We start from the raw sequence: 21,078 nt of genomic DNA on the forward strand, positions 1-21,078 counted from the left end.
CCTAGAAGGACGTATCATGACTGACAGTGACATCGCTGCTGTGTACTTCTACGCTTTCGCTGACAATGATCTCTGTTTCTTCATAGACATCATCCCCGGGCAAAGATGCAGGTGACGAGGAAGGCAGAGTCACAGCAGCTTCCTCAACAGGTTCTATTTCAATGACATCATTGATCTCCGGCAGAATCTCATCAGCAGTACTTTCCGCATATTCTTCCTGAAGCACAAGAAGAAATGCCTGTTGAACATTGCCGGAACGGTCCTTCAACTGATAAAGCACTTCCTGATCGTATTGCGGCTTCAGTTCGTCACTGCACTCGACGCTGTCCATGAGATCGCCATCCACTTCATCAACTGCCTCCTCAATGAAAGCGGCACAGGAAAAGGCTTCATCTTTGCCAACTGTCACTTCCGACTGTTTCAGTTTCAGTGAAGGCGCCGTCTCATCAACGATCACAATCCGAAGAACTGCATCCACCGCCCTGTCCCCGCGCGAAGCACGATACACTGCCAGCCGCACCTCCGGAACCGTGCATACAAAGGAATCGGGATAGCTCAGCACAATGCCCGAAGGAAGAAGCTCCTGCTTCACATAGGCTTTCGGATCAAACGTCATGCCTGTTGAAAGACGTATTTCCTTCTGCAGAAGCGGAACCGTCAGTTCCTCTACCGGCAGGGAAACATACAGATACATGCCTGCCGCAATCACAGCCCCAAGTGCAGCTGTGACAATCAGCGGAATCACCTTCGCCGGCCGCCGTGGAATCTGTACATCTTTCCCTGCCTCAATCGCCGCGAGCAGTTCTTTCATGTCTGCGTGATCAATCCACCTGCGGGCAACGGGCTTCACCTGTTCAACGCTCATTCCCCTTTCCAGCCCGAGACGGATTTCCCGCATCTGCAGATAGTTCAGATTATGACCGCGGATCAGATCAACCCCGGCCGCCGTCAGCCGGCACAGCGCAAGATCCACTTCCTGCTGCTGCAGAGGCGTCAACCGCTCAGCCACACGGATCCTCCGCCCGCACTGCCTGCAGCACAAAGCGGCGGTCGGCCGAACCGGCTTCGCAGGTCACCAGCGTCACTATTCCTCGGCCGTCATACACGATGCCGCTGCGCTTTTTGAGAAGATAGGGAACCGTCTCCAGAAACATCTTTTCTCTTCCTCCCTCTTCAAAGTCACTGTCCGCCCAGCCGGTATATACCCCGGGCTGGCTGAGATCATAAGCCCCGAAGGAAACGATCGTATAACGCTCATTGCCCATGGCACTTTCCACATCCACATACCGGTTTTGCTCAAAGTATCCGGCTTCCTGGAATTTCCTGAGAAAGGTAAACCGCACATTCTCGCTGCGGCTTGCATGGCCATAGATCACCTTGTTTTCCCCGGCAAGTTCATTGCGCGCAATGAAGATCATCCCGGCCGGATCTTGACGTCCAAGAAGATCATGTCCCAGCGCATAATCCGGATCCCCCGTCGATACAACCGGAAGCGACACCGCCTCTTCAACGCCTTCGATATGCAGTACAAGGTACACATCCGGATTCACGCTCTGCCAGTCCGCCAGCGAATAAAGATTCCGTTCCCGGCCGGCTTCCTCGATATCCATGGAGGAAGGAATCCGGGAAACAGAATCATCCTCGCCAACCTGTTTCAGGAAGACAAGGGCGGCGCACGGGGCCAATACGGCGAACACAAGTGAACACTTCACCCACAGCTTCAACCGCATCATTCGATCCCCGTCCGCCGGCGGCGGACCTTTTCAATCCGTGTCAAAATGCGCTGGTTCGGCCTGTAGTTGCGTACGGTATCTGTCGCATAGGCAGCTTTCGGCACGAGGATCGTGCAGGCATTTCCAACAAGATAGCCTAGGGGCGTCCGTGTCTCACACAGCTCCACCGCTACCCCATAGCGAAGCCCGTCCACCTCAAAGCCACCGCGGCTGACATGAACTGTCTCTGTAGTTCCTTCACTTTCAATGACATAGCCGCCTTCCGCAAGCGAAGGAAGCACGACGCTTCCATCGATGCCCGTATAACCTTTGAATATAGGCTGTTCTTCCTGTTCCCTGCGAATCTCGACAAACACACCGGGACGGCCGATCGTTTCCAGAGCGTTGTCCTTCCCCTTTTCCAGATACCAGTACGATGATCCATCGCTCACCGTTACCGAGATCACATTTCCTTCTTGTTCTTCAAGGAAAGAGATCTTCAGTTCCGCCGCCTCCATCCAGAAAACGGCACCACTGACCATTCCTTCTTCCAGATGTACATTCACCCCGTGCGTGCTCAGGTCATAGCCTGTTTCAGCTGCCGTGATCGTCCAGCTCACTCCATCATAGGCAAGCTCACTTTGGCCGCTCTTGCTTGCGGCATGGACATCCTCAAACGAGGGGACCGATGCGGTCCTACGAATGGTTCCCATAACCGTTTCATCAACCGCAATGCCATCCGGCAGCTGCTCCACGACCTCTTCAAACGTCAATGGCACAGAACCAACGGCCATCGTTTTTTCAACCCGAATGCCGCCGCTGATATACGTACCGATCATTCTTCCGGAAACTGCAGGTACATCGCGGCGGACAATCACCGGCGCCGCATTCTCATTTCCTTCTTCCACCAGCACAGCCGACTGAATCACCTGTCCGGAAACGGGGTCAGAGAACACATCGGTGCCCGGACCATATTGAATGGAGCGGATGCGGTAGCGGCGGATCTGATCACGGGGCACCTTCTCTTTGATCGATACAACGGTTCCCTTCTGCAGTGTTCCAGCCGCCCGCACAAGATCCCGGTACAGAAACGGTGCCGCATCCGATGTGCCGTGCACAGGAACCGGAATCACACCTGAAAACACACTTCCTTCCAGGCGGGAAACGGAAACCTGATTGTCCTCGACAGCTTCGATGCGGTAAATGTTCATGGCTCCGTTTTCCTTTGCCGGCCACACAATCACTTCATCGCCCGCTGCCGCGCCCTTGCCAAGATCCGAAATCCGTAACCGCGACGGGAAGGAAGAGTCCTCTTCCATTGCCTGCGTGTCCAGTTCCCGCAGCGTAAACCAGGCATTGTCGAGCTTTGTTTCACGCTGATCCTGATCCACCTTCATCACCTCAACCTTAAGACGGCGAAGACGGTTTTCAAGCGCCGCCTGAATCCGCTTGGTACCGGGCTGCGCATTCAGCGTGAAGCGATGACACACCTCATTGGTCCCGTAGTCATAGCCTTCCGGCAGACTCCATTCACATGCCATGTAGGTTCGTCCCCACTTGAGACTGGAAACTGCCAGCGTACCCGTAACGTTTTCAGGATCTGTGACCGTGAAGGCTTCCGTGGTACCGCTGAGGGGATGCCGGTACCACCAGGTTCCTGCAGGAAGGCTGTCCGTTTCAATGGCGCCGTAGGCATCACTGGTCAAAGAGGTAGTCCGTTTTGTCAGTTCCTGATCCGAAAAGACATCGATCGTCGTCCATGAAAGAGGTCGATTGTGCTGCGAAGGATCAATGAGACGAAGATACTGGCTGCCGCTGGTTCCTTCAAAGACAGGCAGTGCGGACTCCAGATGTTCCTGTTCTGCACTGGAAAAGACAACATTTCTTTCCTGCATCACATAGCCCATATCATCCCTGAGCTGCAGCACAGCCGTGGCGTTGGCATCCGAGCGCAGATATTGATTGTCTATGATCTCAACATGGGGATGATCTGCCGGAAGCGTAAACAAAGCTGTCTTTGGAAACATTGCCTTAAGATCGTAGAGCGTATCCGGCTTCAGAAAGCGGATCTCCTCCAGTGTCAGCCGGTCCGGATCGATCTTCTCCTGTACAGGAAAGCTGCGATCATCTGCACTCCGCCGAAGACGGACATAGCTTCCATTGTCATTCCTGCCGGTTTCCTGAATCACATACGTACTCCCCTGATAGTCCAGCTGATCTCCAGTGACCATAGCCAAAGCCGATGCCGAGAAACGGGCAAAGGAATCCGGATCATCCTCCTTTGTCAGGATCATTGGATCCCCGTTCTCATCCGTCAGTTCCACGGAATTTTCACTGATCGCTGCAATTTCATACAGCGTGTCATCGAGGATCACGTGCTGGTGAGGCCGTTTTGGACCATTGCGTATCAGTTCAAGCTGATGCCAGCTCAGTCCGTCTTCCTTCTTCACCTGAAAGATCAGCTGCGGCTGTGTCTCTTGAACCGGTGAACGTTCACTTTCATCCCGGATCGCATGATAAACGTAGGTATAGCGAACACCGTCTTCACTCTCCAGATACACGGTACCCGGATCCCTGCCATAAACGGCCGTAAATACGGTGCCATCCTTTTCAATCGCCATCCCCTCCATCATTTTCTGATGGAGATCATCCGCCGCTAACGGCGCATCATCCTCCAGCGCATAGAAAACGGTTTTTTCATAGACCGGGTCCCGGGCAAGTACAGAGGTTCCGTTTTCTGTTTCATAGGCATGGTCATACAGCACATGCGCCCGATCGTCGATGTAGAAGGTGTCACGTTCCATCAGCCGGCGCCGATATGGGAAGGTAAAGCTGTCGCCGACGGCAAACGCTGCACCGTTTGTTTCTTCAAGATTGACATAATCCCAGAAGGATACGGGAGTGATCGGCTTCACCTGATCCTCATTGATTTCATAGCGCCCTTTGCGGGACTGTACGACATAGACAGAATGCAGAGGATCCCTGAAAAGAACCGTATATGCCTCGCCGCTTCCATCCGTAAAGCTATCCCCTGCCTGCAGATTCTTTCCCTTCACATCCGCAGCCCGCAGTGTTTCAACGCTCTCATGGTCAGCCCACGCATACAGGTGCAGGGATCCATCCGCAATCAGACTGTTCTCCCCCTGCCTGACCGTGTTCCATTGCAGATCAATCTCCTTTTCTACTCGATCCGTGACCGTAAATGTCACATCTTCCATGGTGATATGGATTGCCTTCGCGGCAGGAAGAACCGCCGTCGTTTCCAGCAGATATTCCTTTCCGTCTTCAATCGTCGATGCCCGGACACTGACATCATCCTTCGAAACAATGGTGTACTTCCGGTCATTGCGTACAAACACTCCCGCCGCTATTTCCTCCTCGGTAATGGAGTCAAAAGGCAGCGGTTCAATTTCAAGGATTTCTTCCTTTTCCACCGGCCGGGTAAAGGCATATCCCGGCTCAAGACCACGTACGCCAATCGATTCTGCGCTGTTCAGCAGCTCCTCATACGTAATCGCACCCGACACCGTCGCCGGTGTCACATCGTACGTATTTCCACGGCTGTCAACGACCGTGTATTCCGGCTCCCTGATCTGTGTGACGGTAAATGTTTCCCGGCTTTCAATTTCTTCCGGAATATCATCCCAGCTGATCCACCGGCCAAGAGTCACCACGTGTTCGCCGGCTTCACTTTCAACAACCACGGTCTCCGCCGTTTTCCGCAGGATCGAAAAAGTGATCTCTTCACCATCAAACGTCAGCGAAAAACTTTCACCGGCATGCATTGTTCTTGGGTCCGGAAGATCATAGGCCGAAGGTTCCACGTTATCGAGATCCACCGTAAAGCTGCGGGCAGGATGAATGATCATCGAATCTTCATAGACACGGCCGACCGTATAGTGGATGCCATCGTATATAAAACGATGCCCGCTGAGAACCGGGTCCTGATCGCAAAGAGCGCGCACCGTTTCAAGACTGGGTACCGTGGAAGCATTGACAAGGACATTTTCCGACAGCCCGGTGTGGACCGCTGTTAGTACATTATCTTCAATGGATTCCACCCGCAGCTCATAGGCAGCGCTCTCATCATCCTTTTCATCCGAAGTTCCATGATGTTGCAAAGGAACACGGATCGTAACAAGATCCCCTTCCTTCTTTCCATCAAAAGGATAGCGTGACAGCACGAGAGGCTCTTCCACAGACACTTCCTTCGCTGCCTGCACAGAATAGACACCGTTTTCCGCCTTCAGAATTTCATACTGCCAGCCGCCCAGTCCAAAGCGATCCCCTGGCTTGAGCGTACTGTACTCGGCCAGCTGCCAGTACGTCAGCTCCGGCTGTTCCATGCGGCCGCTATTGATATCCAGTCCCAATGCCATCGGGTCACGGCTGAGGCTGCTGATCCTGGTTTCATAGATTCGAAATCCGGCGCCGTTGATCTTGATGGCCGGCTCTTCTTCATCCTGCTTGATGAGTTCCAGCTCCACATCCCGCAGCGCATTGGCAAACGACATAGAAGAAACAGTACCCGGTGCGCCTGTCCGCATGCTCCAGACATCGTCGTTCAACAGATAGGCATCACTGGTCTCAACCTCTTTGATCCACCACGTTCTTTCTGCCGGCAGTAAACCTGCAATATGCAGGACACCGTTGGCATCGCTGGCAAACCTGCGCACCGTCGTTCTGTCCCCATTGAGCAATGGATAATACAACCTCTCCTTGCCGACCTGGTCGGCCTGGCCGTCTGCGTCATCTTTGGTGACGCGGTCGCCATGGTTGTTTCTCCAGCGAAGGTCATTGAGACTGTCGCTGTGATACTGCCGCTCCGGATCTTCTTTCCATCCAAGATAGTACACGGCATTCTGGCCGGCAATCGCATTGCCGTATTCATCGACTTTCTGAATCTTCAGATCCGATGTCTTCAGCTTGAAGGACAGCTGATAGGAAGCTACAGGATCCTCAGCCGTCTCGGCAAACAGCTTCTGATAGACGCCGCTGGTATAGACAATGGCGCCGGCCATCATGTTGTTCCAAAGCTCCGGCCGCCGTTGAAATGTCAGCGTTTTTCCCGAAGCTGTATCGTAGCCTTCATAGTAAAGATCGTCGATATCTACATGCAGCGTATTGCCTTCGGTCTGAAAATGGATGCCGTCATGACTCTCTCTGGAATCCTCTTCGAACCATGAAAGAATGCCTTCACTGTCCGTCAGACTTAATGTCTCATCCCAGCCAAGGCTGTACTGACTCACCCCATGCCAGCTGTCCGCAAATGAAGGGACACGGTCATAATTGTCTACGAGATTCATGATCGAACTCATGAGTGAATCGATGCCATCCTGCCCGAACGTACATGCGCGCAGCTGTTTCTGCGGTGCCCCGCATTTCTGAAACGTCGTATAAATGTGCTGGTAGAGCGGCGCCTGAATCTCCTTCCAGATCAGAAGCTGCGTCGCAATGTAGGCATCATAGGAGCTGCCTGTCATCGGATGACCGTAGCCGAAATAGGCGATGCGCTTCACCCGCAGCTGCTGATCGCCGCTCAGATTTTCCATGGATGGAGAATAGAACGGTCCTGTTCCATCTTCCAGTCCATTGGAAATTCCCGGCTCCAGACAGTACGCAGGCCTGCCATCGAGGCTCATCATCGCAAAAAAACGATACTTTCCAGGCGCATTGGGCGCATCGTAAGACGCAATGAAGCCTTCCGACATCAGCTGCGTTGCAGAGGCCAGTCCTGAACGGCGCATCCGTGCCGCCGCATGCCCGAGCGTCTCCCCTTCGCCAAAACCAAGCGAAACCTCCACCGGCTGCGACTCTTCCACTCTGACACTGGAGCTTTCTTCTACGGTTCCCTGGGAAGGTACAGCTGCAGGAGCTTCTTCGCCGTTACTTCCCTCCTTGCTTGTTTCCTCTTCAATCACTTCAACCGATGGTGAAGCAGACGGCACAGGTTCGCCGCTTTCTTCCACAGGCGGCGAAGGATCCGGTTCATTCTCAGCAACCACAGACGTTGCAAGAGCCGGAAGAATAACCACGACACATAATAGACGCAACAGTTTTTTCATCGGAACTTTACCCTTTCACTGTTCTTTAGTACCGCCAGGGCACAGTTCCCGAATCATTTTCCAAAAAATTCGTAAACGCGGGAAGAAACGGATCCTCTTCTCCCTGCTTCATCCATCCAGTCCGCAAAAAACGAAGGAATATCAGGCACCATATGGCCACCAGAATGCAGTCCAACCGAAACCGGGATTCCGCTTTCTTCCCACAAAGAAAACAGTTCATATACCGACGAAGAGGGAATGATTTCATCCCGAAATGATGTCAAAAGAAGCACCGGACACTCCGGACGCGCATCAAGATACGTTCTCTCGTTCCACGCCTTTCCGCTGGCAGCCTCTGTTTCGAGAAGCGAAAGAAAGAAAAGATACGCATTCCGCTCACGCTCCTCAAATACCTTTGAAGAACAGAAGCGCGCAAGATCTGCCAACGGCTGACTGGAATGCCTCAATGCCGTCTCATACCATTTCTGCCAGTCCGTTACCGGTGCCGAGAGAATCATCGCATCAAAGAGCGCCGGATCCTGCTGCACGAGTGAAAGTCCGATTGCACCACCATACGAATGACCAAGAAACAGAAGGGTCCCATTACTCCAGAACGCATCCGTAATCCTGCCACCTCCCGGTTCCAGAAACGCAGCTTCCTCATTGCGCAGAAACGAAACAATACTCGTCCACGCCGCACGTTCCTGACTGCCAAGCACCGTATTCCATCCATCCGAGCCAAAGGTCCCCGGCCCCGCACAGACCGCAGCCGCATACCCTTCTTCCAAAAGCTGATGAATCAGATCCCGGTCACGTTCATCCATCCAGAGTTCTGCCGCGAAGGGATCATTGGAAGGGAGGGCTTCCTGAAGCCTTTCCCGCCTTTTCCCATAACCCATTGGTGCAGAAGACGGCTGAGAAGAAACCGGCACATCCTCAGTCCATGTTCCCATACCGTATGGATTCGCCAGCAGAACCGTCGGAAACACACCGCCTCCCCCAGGAACAAACACCAGCAACTGAATGCAATCCATCCACCCGTCCCCGTCCATATCATGGTTACATTCCACATAGAGACGAAACACGGAGACATTCTCTTTTCTTACAACAGAAAAAGAGGAAACAGCCATCGCCAGAATCAACAGTATCTTCATACCATTCTCTAGACAAACACCGTTCCTCTTCCTGATCTCAGTTTCTAAGTCCAAAAGAAAAGCCCGCATTTCTGCGAGCTTCCAGACAAACCGATTAACGCTTGCTGTACTGCGGAGCGCGACGAGCTGCCTTGAGACCGTACTTCTTACGTTCCTTCTCACGGGAATCGCGGGTCAGGAATCCAGCCTTCTTCAGGATCGGACGATAATCCGCCGAAGCCTCAAGCAGAGCGCGGGAGATACCATGACGGATTGCGCCTGCCTGGCCGGCATAACCGCCGCCAGCGACGTTGACCTTGATATCAAACTGTCCCTGTGTCTCAGTCAGAACGAGCGGGCTGTTTACTTCCATGCGAAGAACAGCCTGCGGCAGATACTCTTCCAGAGACTTGCCATTGACTGTGATCACACCGGTACCCGGAGTCATGAAGACACGGGCTACAGACGTCTTACGACGGCCTGTTCCAATATACGTAACTGTATTCTTCTTCTTGGTTGCCATAGTCTTTTACTCCTTACTTCACCTTAAGCTCGATCGGCTTCTGCGCAGCGTGCGGATGATCCGGTCCCTCATAAACAAACAGATGAGTTCTCTGCACATCACCCAGCTTGTTGTGCGGCAGCATGCCCTTAATAGCCTTCTCCACCCATTCAACCGTGTACTGCTCACGCATTACCTTGGTCGAACGAACGCGAAGTCCACCCGGCCACATCGAATGAGAGAAATACATCTTCTTCGCATCCTGATCGCCGGTGATCTTTACCTTGTCCGCATTGACAACGATCACATAGTCACCGCAGTCAACATTCGGAGTGAAGATCGGCTTGTTCTTGCCGCGCAATACGTTCGCTACCTGTGTTGCAAGTCTGCCGAGTGTGCAGTCTGTCGCATCTACGACATACCACTGCTTCTTCATCTCTGCAGGCTTCGCCATTGTTGTCTGACGCATCATAAACCTTATCCTCCAGTTTTTCCGATTTGTAACTTTACCGGGGCTACAATCTTCGGCTCGGATAGCCGTCTATTATTTTAGATAGGACACCTTTATTCGTCAATCCATTTTTACAATGTTTGAGCCGTATCTTAAGCGGATTTTCCGCCTTTGCAGAGCCTCGCTCAGTTCCTGGAAAACGGTGTCGGTCTTCTCTTTGTATTCCGAAGAAAACAGATGAATTTCTGACTGCTCATGGTTTACTGTCACCATGGCAAACACGATCGGAAGATGACGGTCCGCAATCACATAATGCTCCGGATCATTTTTGAAGCGCTCATATATCTCCGGATACTCTTCCGTAAGTTCCTTGACGACCGTCGACTCGGATTCCGCAAGAATGCGGAAGTACTCCACCTTCTCCAGCGTCAGCCCTTCGGGATGCGCATTCTTGCGCGCAAGACGCTTGGAGCGGCTCGCCAGTATCCCCGGAATGTCTTCCGCATTCCTTCTGCCCTGTCCGATTTCCAGCAGAAGTGCACTCATCATCCGCACCTGATAACGCAGAAAGCCGTCACCCGTAAAGCGGATCGTCAGCATATCTCCTTCTTCCGTAAAGGAAATATCGTAGACCGTACGCACCTGATCCGGCGTCTCCTGGAACGAGTTTGAACATAATGCCGCAAAATCATGTTTCCCGACAAGATATTCTGCCGCAGCCTTCATCTTCCCGCTATCGACTGTATACGGACATTGATAGGCATACTCCCTGGAGAAAACATCCGCCTCACCGAAGTGAATCCGGTACGCATACGTCTTCTTACGCACACAATAGCGCGCATGAAAGTGCGGCTCAGCTTCTTCTACACTGCAGATATGAATGTCATCCGGCAGAAAGGCATTGATCGCACCCTGCCACTTGCGCGGCCGCATCACCTTGTCCGTATCAAAATGGAACACCTGACCAGCCGCATTGACACCCTTATCCGTACGCCCGGACGCAAGAATATTCACCTTCTCACCTGTCAGACGGTACAGCGCATGCTCAATCTGTTCCTGAATACTGTCGCCGTTTCGCTGCGATTGCCACCCGCAGTAGTTCTTTCCGATATAGGAAACCGTACATTTATAGCGCATAGGCAAAGACAATCATCAGCACAAGAAGACCCGCCGCAAATCCCAGCAACAGCCAGTCAGTCCCCCGCATCTTCAGCACCTTGTAGCGCGTACGGGGCTCACCCGGCGCATAGCCGCGGGCCTCCATCGCATTGGCAAGATCCTCCGCCCGCTGAAAAGCCGACACAAACAGAGGAACGATCAGTGAAAGGATCGCCATGATCTTCTCCTTCAGCTTTCCTTCCTGCATATCTACGCCGCGCGACTCCTGTGCCTTCAGGATCCGGTTCGTCTCATCGATCAGATCCGGAATGAACCGCAGCGCAATACTGATCAGCATCGCAATCTCATGATACGGAACACCGATCTTCCCGAACGGCTGCAGAAGATCCTCGATCCCAAGCGTCATATCCAGCGGCTTCGTCGTCGCCGTCAGCGTCGTCGTCACCATGATCATCAACAGAAGACGCACCACAATATAGGCCGTCTGCAGCACCGCATCACTGTAAACCACAAACGAACCGATCGAAAACAGAACCGTACCCGTCTTGACCACCAGAATGTTAATGATCAGAAGGAAGCACATCATCACCATCATCGGTTTCAGACTCTTCCACACATAGCGGAAGCTCAGCTTCGCCGAAAGAATCAGAACCGTGCATGCCGCAAACAGCACCGCATAGCCGATCCAGCCCGCCGGAAAGAAGATCGCCACCAGCATCAGTAACATGGCCCCGATCTTGGCCCGCGGATCCATCTTATGAATCGGCGAATCCAGCGGAATATAACGACCAAGTGTCACATTACCCATGATGTTTCACCTGCCTCGCCACTTCCGACGCCACCGCGTCCATGGTCATTGCATCGTCGCTGATCGAATATCCCGCTTCCTTCAGCTGCTCCTTGAACTGAATCAATGCCGGTGGAAGAATGTTCATTTCCCGGCACAGGCTCCCGTCCCGGAAAAAATCCTTCACACTCGTATGAATGCGCGGCTGCCCGTGCTCCATCACAACCACTTCGTCGCAGAACGAAAACACCTGCTCCATATCGTGGGTGACGATCAGCACTGTCTTCCCCATCTTTTTGTTGAGTTTGGAAAACAGGTTCATCATCTCCAGCGTACCTTCCGGATCCAGGCCCGCGGTCGGCTCATCGAGCACGATCACTTCCGGATCCATCGCCAGAATTCCGGCAATCGCAACGCGTCTCTTCTGACCGCCCGAAAGCTCCAGAGGACTGCGTTCCAGAAAGCTGTCATCCAGACCGACCATCTTCAGCGCCGCCTTCGCCTTCTTCTCTGCCTCTTCCTCGGAAACGCCGAAGTTCTTCGGTCCAAAGGACACATCCTTCAATACCGTCTCCTCAAACAGCTGATACTCCGGAAACTGAAACACAAGGCCGACCCGGCCCCGCAGAGACTTGAGACCCTTGGCTGGCTCTCCCGCCTCAATCACCCTGTCCAGCACCAGCACCCGGCCCCGTGTCGGCAGCAGCAGCGCATTGAGATGCTGCACAAGCGTACTTTTTCCCGATCCCGTCTCACCGATGATTGCGGTCATCTTTCCGATCGAAAACTCCAGACTCACATCCGTCAACGCTGCATACTTGAACGGCGTATCCTCACCATATACGTGGCTCACATGTTCAAAGGCTATCGGCACAGCTGATCCACCAGTCCTTTCATCGTAATGCAGTCATCGACCTTGACGCCATGTGCACGCAATTGCCTTGCCATTTTCATCGCAAACGGCAGATCCAGATGAATCTGACGGATCTTCTTTTCATCCGCAAAGATCTCATGCGGCGTCCCCGTCATTGCAACCCTGCCCTCGCACAGCGCAATCACATAATCACTGTTGCTGATTTCGTCAATATCATGCGTAATCGAAAGAATCGTCAGCTTCCTGTCTTCATGGAGCGAACGGATCACCTGCTTGATCTCCGCCTTTCCCTGCGGATCAAGCATGCTCGTCGCCTCATCGAACACCAGAATCTTCGGATGCATCGCCAGTACGCCCGCAATGGCTACCCGCTGCTTCTGCCCACCGGACAGATGCGTCGGCTCCACGTTCAGAAAATCCTCCATATGAACCCGCTTCGCATAGGTATCGATGATCCCGTCCATCTCCGGCTGCGGCACCTGATGATTCTCCAGACCAAAGGCAATATCGTCCCGCACCGTCGAACCGATGAACTGATTGTCCGGATTCTGAAACACGATGCCTACTTCCTGCCGGATCGCGCGCAGATTCTCCTCATTCAGCTCCATACCGTCGATCTTCACGGTTCCCGCCTTCTTTTCCAGAAGGCCGGTAATCAGTTTCGCCACGGTCGACTTGCCCGAACCGTTCTGACCGATAATCGCCGTATAGCTGCCTTCCGGAACAGAAAAGGACACATTATCCACCGCGTTATGCAGCTGATCGTATGAAAAGCTAAGATTTTCAACTTCAACAATTCCCATTCACATTGCTCCAAAGCGCACCTATTATAGCAAAACGCCGAAAAAAAACAGCCCGCAGGCTGTCTTAACGCTCATTAACGTACAATGTCAACGCCCAGCCAGCTGCCGTTCAGGCATGCCGTCTGATTTGCCACATTATAGATATCCGACAGAATCGCACCGTTCTCCGTAAAGAGACGACGCGAAATCTTTACCTCATGATCACCGGACGGCTCTATCTCATAGCCCCGCCGGCGTGCAATTTCTTCAAACGAAGTCAGAGCCGCAGGATCATCGAACTGGACCGTATGAATCAAACGCACCAGCGTATCCGCCGGATACTCACGGTTGTAGTCTGCGTTCTTCGCAAACTGCTGCGCAATGAATTCCTTCGAAAGATAGGGATACAGCTGCGCAATCGCATCCAGCTCATTTGCGCCCGCAGCCTCTTCCTCCGCCGGCTGTGTCTCTTCCGGCTCCTCTTCTTCCGCCTGTTCATCAACCGGCTGTTCATCGGCCGGCTTCTCTTCTTCTACTGCCGCTTCTTCTTCCGGTTCTGTTTCCGGAGACGCAGGCTCCCCGCCATCCTCAATATCGATAAAGCTTACTGCATCATCGTCCGACGCCGCATCATCCTTCTTTACTTCTTCATTCGCGTCTTTCCTGTTGTTATATACCGCAGCGATGACACCTACCGCCGCCGCGGCTGCAGCGGAAGCGATCAGTTTTCCAAGAAATCTGTTCATACGTTACCTCTTGTGCAATGATCCCATTTTAGCATAGGGCTACGCACGATTCGCCAGAATGTAATCAAGAATCTCCACCGCATTGGCAGCGGCTCCCTTGCGGATCTGATCCCCGCAGCACCACAGCGCAATGCCACCGTCCAGCACCGGATCCGGACGCAGCCTGCCCACATACACCTGATCCTGACCACTTGTCATTAACGGCGTCGGATAGCCGTCCTTCATCAGCACATCACCCGGGAAACGGCCGATCGCATCTGCCGCCTCCTGTACCGAAACCGGCCGGGCGCACTGCACCGATACCGAAATCGAATGCGAACGGAACACCGGCACACGCACGCATGTACATGTCACCTTCAGATCCGGATCATGAAGAATCTTGCGGCCCTCATTGCGCATCTTCAGCTCCTCGCTCGTAAAGCCGTCTTCCTTCTCACTGCCGATCCAGGGAATACAGTTGTTGGCAATCTGCACCGGAAACACGGAAGGCGTAAACTCCTTTCCCTCCTGCAGCGCCCTCTGTTCCATTTCCAGCTCCTCAATGCCCTTATTGCCAGCGCCCGAAACCGCCTGATACGTGCTGGCAATGATGGACTTGAGCGGCGAGATCCGATGCAGCGGCGCCACCGCCATCAGCGTAATGATCGTCGAACAGTTCGGATTGGCAATGATGCCTTTCTTGGCATCAAGCACATCGCGTCCATTGATCTGCGGCACCACCAGCGGAATATCCGGATCCAGCCGGAACGCACTGGAATTATCAATGTACAGCGCCCTGGCAGCCTGAATGGCTGGCGCCCACTTTCGCGAAAGGTCCGCATCCACTGCGCCGAACACAACATCCAGTCCCTGAAAACGCTGGGCAGAGGGCACCTCAATCTTCCATGTGTGTCCCATGCAGGAAAGCTCCTTTCCCGCCGAACGTTCACTGGCAAACAAACGCAGCTCCTCCGCCACAATGCCGTGCTCTTCCATGCACGCAAGCATCTGACGGCCGACTGCCCCGGTTGCCCCAAGTACACCGATCTTCATCCTTCTGCCCCCTTGCTTTCTTCCGCAATGAACTTTTCATAGATGCAGCGGACCGCCTTCTCAAAGTCACGGTTATTGACGCCAACCGTGACGCACAGCTCATCTGCACTCTGGCTGATGACCTTGATATTGATCTGATTGCGGCCAAACTCCGACAGCAGCCTTCCGGACATGCCCGGCTTCTCCTGAATCGCCCGGCCGACAATTGCAATCATTGCAAGGTTTTCCTCGATCTTCAGACTGTCAGGTTTAATCTTTTCCCGCAGCTGATTGACAATATCATACAGATTTTCACTGACTGCGTCACTGCTCACGATGACACTGATCGTATCCACCGTCATCGGAACACTTTCTACCGATACCTTGAACTCCTCGAACACCTCAAGAATCTGCCGCAGATATCCCGGCAGCGCACTGGCATGCGAACAGGTCAGCGTCAGCGCCGTAAAATTCTTCCGTCCCGTAATGCCCGTAATGATGGGAGGCGGATCCATAGCATCCATCTCGCTGCAGTCCGAAAGAATCATCGTCCCCGGCGCATCGGGGTCATTGGTCGAACGAATGTTGATCGGAATGTTTTTGGAACGTACCGGAAACACCGCATCATCATGCAGCACATTGGCGCCCATATAGCTCATCGCGCGCAGCTCACTGTAGTTGATCCGCTTGATCGGCATCGGATCCTTCACGATCCGCGGATCCGTAACCAGAAAGCCCGGCACATCCGTCCAGTTCTCGTACACATCCGCATTCACAACATTGGCGATCACGGCACCGGACACATCACTGCCCCCGCGCGAGAAGACGCGGATCGCCCCATTGGGAAGAGCACCATAGAAACCGGGAATCACAACGCCCCGCTCACCCGTTCTGGAAGAAAGCTGGCTCGCCGTACGCTCATAGTCAATCGTCCCGTCGTAATGAAAGGCAAGCACATCGGCCGCATCCAGAAAATCGAAGTCAAGATACTCCGCCAGCAGCCGGCTCGTCAGATATTCGCCCCGGCTCACCAGAAGATCCGTCGAAACATCCTTGTTCATCATCTTCCGGATCCGGGCGAACTCCGCATCAAGATCCAGCGAAAGATGCAGCGCCTCCTTGATTGCGTAATACTTCGTCTCGATCTCCTTGAAGATTGGTTCATAGCTGACCCCGTAGCGCAGATGCGCCTGGCACAGATACAGCAGGTCCGTCACCTTATGATCCGACGGCGACGACTTTCCGCACGCGCTGGCAACGACGAAGCGCCGCGAAGGATCCGCCTCCACAATTGCCTTCACCTTCTGAAACTGTCCCGCATCCGCCAGCGATGATCCGCCGAACTTCGCTACCTTGATCATGACTGCACCTCCAGAACAACACAGTTTTCCGCATGCACATACGGCATCAGTTCATACAATGTCACGCCAACCGTAAGCACCGCGTTTCCTTCATGCGAGTGAACAAGCGATGCCGGCACATTTCCACCGCGCACGTAGAACACCTTAGCCGAAGATGAAACAGCCTCCGTCTTCTCAAGATTCTTCCATGCGTACGCTTTTCCTTCCAGAATGCGGGCCGCATCGGAAACGACAGCGTGCGCCGTCGGCAGACTGCCTGCCCCCTGACCGATCAGGGTTGCCTCTCCAAGGGCAGGGCTTTTCACTGTTATCCCGTTCCGATTGGAATCAATTGCGGCCAGGACCGTGCCGGCCTTGACAAAGGCAGGCATGACGCAGGCCGCAATGCCTGCCTCATTTTTTGATCCGGATCCGATCAGCTTGATGACGTATCCGTTTTCTTTGGCAAAGGAAAATTCCTCATCGCCGATCCGATCGATGCCGAAGGTGACAATTGAATCTTCTGCCGGTAACATCTGGAATGCAGCGGCGCAGCTGAGCATCACCTTGTAGCGAACGTCATACCCCTTGATGTCATCGGTAGGATTGCGCTCAGCGTAGCCGGCGTCCTGCGCAGCTTTGAGAGCTTCGGAAAATTGCTGACCGGTACGGGTCATGGAATCAAGGATATAGTTCGTCGTGCCGTTGAAGATGCCTTCAAAGGCGGTCACCGGCTCCACCATTTCCAGATCATGAACCGTGCACAGGAAAGGAATGCCTCCGCCGACGGCCGCTTCCATCAGAAGGCTGACATGATGTTTCTCTGCCAGGTCCTCGAGCTCCATCAGATGATGGGCAAGCATTTTCTTATTGGAGGATACGACATTGCGGCCCGATTCCAGAGCGGCCTTAACATACGTAAAGGCAGGTTCATCCCCGCCCATGCATTCGATGACAGTATCAATATCAGAATCATTCAGAATGTCTTCATAGTTCGTTGTGATTCTTGGATCATCCTTTTCCGATAAGGAACGGGCAAGGATTCGCTTGATCCGCATATTCCGGCATACGTCCGATGCCGGATCATCAATCAGGTTCATAACGCCGCTTCCCACGACGCCGCAACCGAGCAATCCGATCGTTAACATTTCTTCTCCCCAGATGTTTTTATTTCAAGTACAGTTGTTTTTAAAACATGGACATAGTATCATGCATGTGTTTCAGACACAAGGAGAATCCCAATGCGCTATTTCAGTACCCGTGGTCATGCGGATCCGATCGCAGCCAAAGAAGCAATCCTGAAAGGTCTCGCCGATGACGGCGGCCTGTTTGTTCCGGAACAGATGCCGGAAAAAATTGATATCAGCCGTCTTTCTGATCTTTCCTATGGCGATCTTGCGCAGATGATACTGTCCCGTTTCTTTGATGACTATGCCGCGGGCGAACTCAGCTCGTGCATCAATGGTGCCTACAGTGCCATGAACTTTGACACTTTGGCCATTGCGCCGTCGATCGTTCTTGATGAAGCAGCTTCGGTTCTGGAGCTTTGGCACGGGCCGACCTGTGCCTTCAAGGATCTGGCGCTGACAATTCTGCCGCGCCTGTTAACGACGGCATACAACGATCAGAAACAGACCGGAACCGTAGCCATTCTCACAGCGACCAGCGGCGATACGGGCAAGGCGGCCCTCGCCGGCTTCGCTGACGTTCCGCATACTGCAATCACTGTTTTCTATCCAAGAAACGGCGTATCGCCGATTCAGGAGCTGCAGATGCGCACCTCACCCGGAAAAAACGTCAATGTCATCGCCGTCAACGGCAACTTTGACGACTGCCAGCGGCTGGTCAAGGAAGCGGTTTCCCGGGTGCATCTGCCTTCAGGCGTACGCCTGTGCTCGGCAAACTCGATTAACATCGGAAGACTCGTACCGCAGATCGTTTATTACTTTGCGGCCTATCAGGATCTTCTGAAACAGAAGAAGATTGCCCCGGGCGAAAAGGTTCTCTTTGTCGTACCGACCGGAAACTTCGGCGACATCCTTGCCGGCTGGCTGGCGAAGCAGATCGGTCTCCCCGTAAAGAAACTGATCTGTGCCTCTAATTCCAACCGCGTCCTGACCGATTTTCTGGAAAGCGGAACCTATTCCATTCATCGTCCATTCCATGTCACAATGTCCCCTTCCATGGACATTCTCATTTCTTCCAACCTGGAACGCCTGCTGTATTTCAAGAGTAATGGTGACTCTGCTTTCGTAGAAACATGCATGGGTCAGCTCAGCGCAGCCGGCCAGTATACGGTTCCTGCCACGATGCTGGAATCAATCCGTCAGGACTTCGGGGGATATTCCTGCAGCGAAGAACAGTGTGCAGAAGAAATCAGGAATACCTGGAACAAACATCACTACCTCATGGACCCGCATACGGCAGTCGCCGCCGAAGGTCTCAGGCAGTATCGTGAAGCGTCCGGTGATCACACGCAGGCGGTCATTCTCTCCACGGCAAGCCCTTATAAGTTTGCAGGCAATGTTCTTAAGGCAGTCAATGGATCCATCGTTTCGGATCCGTTTGCGGCAATGGACAGACTCTCTGAAGAAACGGGGACAAAGGTTCCTTCTCCTCTTGCCCGGCTGGCCTCTCTGCCTCTTCGCTTTGACAGGACAATCGAAGTCAAGGACGGCATTGATCTGATTCAGAAACAGATGGAGGAACTCGCCCATGATTGAAATACGCGTCCCCGCAACGACGGCAAATCTCGGCGCCGGCTTCGACTGCCTTGGCGCAGCACTTCAGATCTTTGATACCTTTACTGCCGAAGAGAGTATCAGCGACGAGCTTCTGAACATTGCGCCCCAGTACAACAACGCTGACAACCTGTTTCTCAAGGCATTCCATTCCATCTCAAACAGACATGTCCGTGTCCGTTTTGATGCGGACATTCCTTCCGCCCGTGGACTGGGGTCCTCGGCGGCCTTATCTGCTGCCGGCGTTACGGCAGCGCTGGCGGTTGAAAACAGGCCGCTGAATGCCGATTTCATCTTTGAAAAGACCTCGGAACTGGAAGGGCATCCGGACAATGCGGCTCCTGCCGTCTATGGCGGATTGACTGCCAGTCTCAAGGAAGGCGAAGGCATCTATATGACGCGACCTCTTTCGCTTCATCCGTCCTGGTGCTTCACGGTGTTCATTCCGGATTTTGAAGTAAAGACGGCGGATGCGCGTGTGGTTCTTCCTGAAACCTATCCGCGCAGTGTCATCGGTTCTGCCCTCGGTCATGCGATCTGGATGAGTGAAGGTCTGCGAAACGGCGACATGACTGCGCTGAAGGCGGCAGCCAATGATGTAATTCATGAGCCGTACCGGAAGAAGCTGATTGCCGGATTCGATGAACTGAAAAAGACGGTAGAAAAGGATACGGGCGGCATACTTTTAATCAGCGGCAGCGGATCTACGTGCCTGCTGATTTCGCAGCGTCCCCTGTCCGCCTCTGGGATGCAGGAAGTCAGAGAACAGCCGGTCCATTGGGATATCCGGAAAACAGCCATTGATCCCCATGGTCTGGCAATCAAGGAGAATGGCCTATGGCGCCCGATTATCTGATCGTCGCAAACGCTATCCTTCCGGAAGAATACGAAAAGGTCATCGAGGCCAGAGAGCTTCTGCAGTCCAAGGAGGCAGCCACAGTCACCGAAGCGGTCAAGCGCTGCGGCATCTCGCGCAACACCTATTACAAGTACAAGGATTATGTCTTCCGTCCCTCCGAAGTGGAAACCAGCCGCAAAGCCGTTATTTCCATGATTCTTAAGAATGAGACCGGAGCCCTTTCAGAAGTTCTGAAGGTCGTTTCCTCTTCCAACGCGAGCATCCTTACGATTTCCCAGTCTGCACCGGCAGACCAGAAAGCCAGCGTCATTCTTGCGCTGGATATCCGCAATCTGAACGGTACTGTTGCCGGAATCCTGGTGAAGCTTCAGGATCTTCCTTCCGTTCAGCACGTGCATCTCGACGCCATGGAATAGAGGCTTCGTGATAGGATAGTCACGTTCAAGGAGAAAAACACAACTATGGTCATTATCGAAATGGACAACGGCGCACAGATCAAGATCGAACTTGACGAGAAAGCCGCTCCGATCACAACCGCCAACTTCAAGAAACTCGTAAACAAGGGCTTCTATGACGGCTTAACGTTTCATCGCATCATCAAGGGCTTCATGATTCAGGGCGGCGACCCGCTGGGCAACGGCATGGGCGGCAGCGACGAAGAAATCGTCGGCGAATTCGCAGCCAATGGCCATCCGAACCCTATCAAGCACAAGCGCGGAACCATCTCCATGGCCCGTGCCATGGATCCCAACTCCGCCTCTTCGCAGTTCTTCATCATGCACCAGGATGCGGATTACCTCGACGGCCAGTACGCAGCGTTCGGCCACGTTGTCGAAGGAATGGATGTCGTCGACGCCATTGCCTCCGTCAAGACGGATCTGCGTGATCGTCCCCTGACGCCGGTCGTCATGAAAAAAGTCTGGATCGAAGAGTAACCCAGACTTTTCCAATTCTCTGTTATTTCTGCGGCACAGTGC

The 21,078-nt window shown here is 53.4% G+C and carries 18 protein-coding genes; 4 read left to right on the forward strand and 14 right to left on the reverse strand.

Features of this window, described 5'->3' with window-relative positions; all coding sequences use genetic code 11:
* Position 1: 1 nt before the first annotated feature.
* The 14 genes from C1714_RS13070 to C1714_RS13135 all read right to left on the reverse strand — a co-directional run bounded on the left by C1714_RS13070 (position 2) and on the right by C1714_RS13135 (position 17,649).
* A complete protein-coding gene (locus tag C1714_RS13070; protein WP_102343640.1) occupies positions 2-1,009 on the reverse strand; it encodes a hypothetical protein in 1,008 nt (335 codons plus the stop codon).
* Positions 1,002-1,733, reverse strand: coding sequence for a class B sortase (locus C1714_RS13075; RefSeq protein ID WP_102343641.1), 732 nt, complete (start codon positions 1,731-1,733; stop codon positions 1,002-1,004). The genes C1714_RS13070 and C1714_RS13075 overlap by 8 nt, the downstream gene beginning before the upstream one ends.
* Positions 1,730-7,777, reverse strand: coding sequence for a thioester domain-containing protein (locus C1714_RS13080; protein WP_102343642.1), 6,048 nt, complete (start codon positions 7,775-7,777; stop codon positions 1,730-1,732). Before C1714_RS13080 ends, C1714_RS13075 begins: the two co-directional genes overlap by 4 nt.
* Positions 7,778-7,830: 53 nt before the next feature.
* On the reverse strand, positions 7,831-8,910 hold the full coding sequence (locus tag C1714_RS13085; RefSeq protein ID WP_167850074.1) for a CocE/NonD family hydrolase: 1,080 nt from the start codon (positions 8,908-8,910) through the stop codon (positions 7,831-7,833).
* Between the two features lie 94 nt (positions 8,911-9,004).
* A complete protein-coding gene (gene rpsI / locus C1714_RS13090) occupies positions 9,005-9,412 on the reverse strand; it encodes a 30S ribosomal protein S9 (protein ID WP_102343644.1) in 408 nt (135 codons plus the stop codon).
* A gap of 13 nt (positions 9,413-9,425) precedes the next feature.
* The gene (gene rplM, locus C1714_RS13095) at positions 9,426-9,860 is read right to left on the reverse strand and encodes a 50S ribosomal protein L13 (protein ID WP_102343695.1); all 435 of its coding nucleotides are present in this window, start codon (positions 9,858-9,860) and stop codon (positions 9,426-9,428) included.
* Positions 9,861-9,962: 102 nt separating this feature from the next.
* The gene (gene truA / locus C1714_RS13100) at positions 9,963-10,979 is read right to left on the reverse strand and encodes a tRNA pseudouridine(38-40) synthase TruA (protein WP_102343645.1); all 1,017 of its coding nucleotides are present in this window, start codon (positions 10,977-10,979) and stop codon (positions 9,963-9,965) included.
* Complete coding sequence (locus C1714_RS13105; RefSeq protein ID WP_102343646.1) at positions 10,969-11,769, reverse strand: energy-coupling factor transporter transmembrane component T family protein; 801 nt, start codon at positions 11,767-11,769, stop codon at positions 10,969-10,971. Before C1714_RS13105 ends, truA begins: the two co-directional genes overlap by 11 nt.
* Positions 11,762-12,622, reverse strand: coding sequence for an energy-coupling factor transporter ATPase (locus tag C1714_RS13110; protein WP_102343647.1), 861 nt, complete (start codon positions 12,620-12,622; stop codon positions 11,762-11,764). The genes C1714_RS13105 and C1714_RS13110 overlap by 8 nt, the downstream gene beginning before the upstream one ends.
* Positions 12,613-13,425 (reverse strand): energy-coupling factor transporter ATPase, encoded by an 813-nt coding sequence (locus C1714_RS13115; protein ID WP_102343648.1) that lies wholly within the window; start codon positions 13,423-13,425, stop codon positions 12,613-12,615. Before C1714_RS13115 ends, C1714_RS13110 begins: the two co-directional genes overlap by 10 nt.
* 74 nt (positions 13,426-13,499) lie before the next feature.
* Entirely contained in the window at positions 13,500-14,150 is a 651-nt protein-coding gene (locus tag C1714_RS13120) for a hypothetical protein (RefSeq protein ID WP_102343649.1), read from the reverse strand.
* A gap of 39 nt (positions 14,151-14,189) precedes the next feature.
* Positions 14,190-15,182: an aspartate-semialdehyde dehydrogenase gene (locus C1714_RS13125; protein ID WP_102343650.1), complete on the reverse strand. Its 993-nt coding sequence runs from the start codon at positions 15,180-15,182 to the stop codon at positions 14,190-14,192.
* Positions 15,179-16,522: an aspartate kinase gene (locus C1714_RS13130; protein ID WP_102343651.1), complete on the reverse strand. Its 1,344-nt coding sequence runs from the start codon at positions 16,520-16,522 to the stop codon at positions 15,179-15,181. Before C1714_RS13130 ends, C1714_RS13125 begins: the two co-directional genes overlap by 4 nt.
* Positions 16,519-17,649, reverse strand: coding sequence for a homoserine dehydrogenase (locus C1714_RS13135; RefSeq protein WP_102343652.1), 1,131 nt, complete (start codon positions 17,647-17,649; stop codon positions 16,519-16,521). The genes C1714_RS13130 and C1714_RS13135 overlap by 4 nt, the downstream gene beginning before the upstream one ends.
* Positions 17,650-17,742: 93 nt before the next feature.
* On the opposite strand from C1714_RS13135, the gene thrC reads away from it, so the two are divergent.
* The 4 genes from thrC to C1714_RS13155 are packed head-to-tail and all read left to right on the forward strand — an operon-like array spanning position 17,743 to position 21,036.
* Positions 17,743-19,224, forward strand: a complete 1,482-nt coding sequence (gene thrC / locus C1714_RS13140) for a threonine synthase (protein ID WP_102343653.1) — start codon at positions 17,743-17,745, stop codon at positions 19,222-19,224.
* A complete protein-coding gene (thrB, locus tag C1714_RS13145) occupies positions 19,217-20,098 on the forward strand; it encodes a homoserine kinase (RefSeq protein ID WP_102343654.1) in 882 nt (293 codons plus the stop codon). Before thrC ends, thrB begins: the two co-directional genes overlap by 8 nt.
* Entirely contained in the window at positions 20,080-20,517 is a 438-nt protein-coding gene (locus C1714_RS13150; protein ID WP_102343655.1) for an ACT domain-containing protein, read from the forward strand. Before thrB ends, C1714_RS13150 begins: the two co-directional genes overlap by 19 nt.
* Before the next feature lie 45 nt (positions 20,518-20,562).
* Positions 20,563-21,036, forward strand: a complete 474-nt coding sequence (locus C1714_RS13155; protein WP_102343656.1) for a peptidylprolyl isomerase — start codon at positions 20,563-20,565, stop codon at positions 21,034-21,036.
* The last annotated feature ends 42 nt before the right edge of the window (positions 21,037-21,078 follow it).

The sequence above is a fragment of the Galactobacillus timonensis genome, assembly GCF_900240265.1.
Classification (GTDB): Bacteria; Bacillota_I; Bacilli_A; order Erysipelotrichales; family Erysipelotrichaceae; genus Bulleidia; species Bulleidia timonensis.

Excerpts from the sequence above, each read along its gene's own strand:
- C1714_RS13075 (WP_102343641.1), bottom strand. The coding sequence starts at position 1,733 with ATGATGCGGTTGAAGCTGTGGGTGAAGTGTTCACTTGTGTTCGCCGTA.
- C1714_RS13135 (WP_102343652.1), bottom strand. The coding sequence starts at position 17,649 with ATGTTAACGATCGGATTGCTCGGTTGCGGCGTCGTGGGAAGCGGCGTT.
- C1714_RS13125 (WP_102343650.1), bottom strand. The coding sequence starts at position 15,182 with ATGAAGATCGGTGTACTTGGGGCAACCGGGGCAGTCGGCCGTCAGATG.
- thrC (WP_102343653.1), top strand. The coding sequence starts at position 17,743 with ATGCGCTATTTCAGTACCCGTGGTCATGCGGATCCGATCGCAGCCAAA.
- C1714_RS13155 (WP_102343656.1), top strand. The coding sequence starts at position 20,563 with ATGGTCATTATCGAAATGGACAACGGCGCACAGATCAAGATCGAACTT.
- C1714_RS13115 (WP_102343648.1), bottom strand. The coding sequence starts at position 13,425 with ATGGGAATTGTTGAAGTTGAAAATCTTAGCTTTTCATACGATCAGCTG.
- rpsI (WP_102343644.1), bottom strand. The coding sequence starts at position 9,412 with ATGGCAACCAAGAAGAAGAATACAGTTACGTATATTGGAACAGGCCGT.
- C1714_RS13150 (WP_102343655.1), top strand. The coding sequence starts at position 20,080 with ATGGCGCCCGATTATCTGATCGTCGCAAACGCTATCCTTCCGGAAGAA.
- C1714_RS13130 (WP_102343651.1), bottom strand. The coding sequence starts at position 16,522 with ATGATCAAGGTAGCGAAGTTCGGCGGATCATCGCTGGCGGATGCGGGA.
- C1714_RS13120 (WP_102343649.1), bottom strand. The coding sequence starts at position 14,150 with ATGAACAGATTTCTTGGAAAACTGATCGCTTCCGCTGCAGCCGCGGCG.
- C1714_RS13105 (WP_102343646.1), bottom strand. The coding sequence starts at position 11,769 with ATGGGTAATGTGACACTTGGTCGTTATATTCCGCTGGATTCGCCGATT.
- C1714_RS13085 (WP_167850074.1), bottom strand. The coding sequence starts at position 8,910 with ATGAAGATACTGTTGATTCTGGCGATGGCTGTTTCCTCTTTTTCTGTT.
- rplM (WP_102343695.1), bottom strand. The coding sequence starts at position 9,860 with ATGCGTCAGACAACAATGGCGAAGCCTGCAGAGATGAAGAAGCAGTGG.
- truA (WP_102343645.1), bottom strand. The coding sequence starts at position 10,979 with ATGCGCTATAAATGTACGGTTTCCTATATCGGAAAGAACTACTGCGGG.
- C1714_RS13080 (WP_102343642.1), bottom strand. The coding sequence starts at position 7,777 with ATGAAAAAACTGTTGCGTCTATTATGTGTCGTGGTTATTCTTCCGGCT.
- thrB (WP_102343654.1), top strand. The coding sequence starts at position 19,217 with ATGATTGAAATACGCGTCCCCGCAACGACGGCAAATCTCGGCGCCGGC.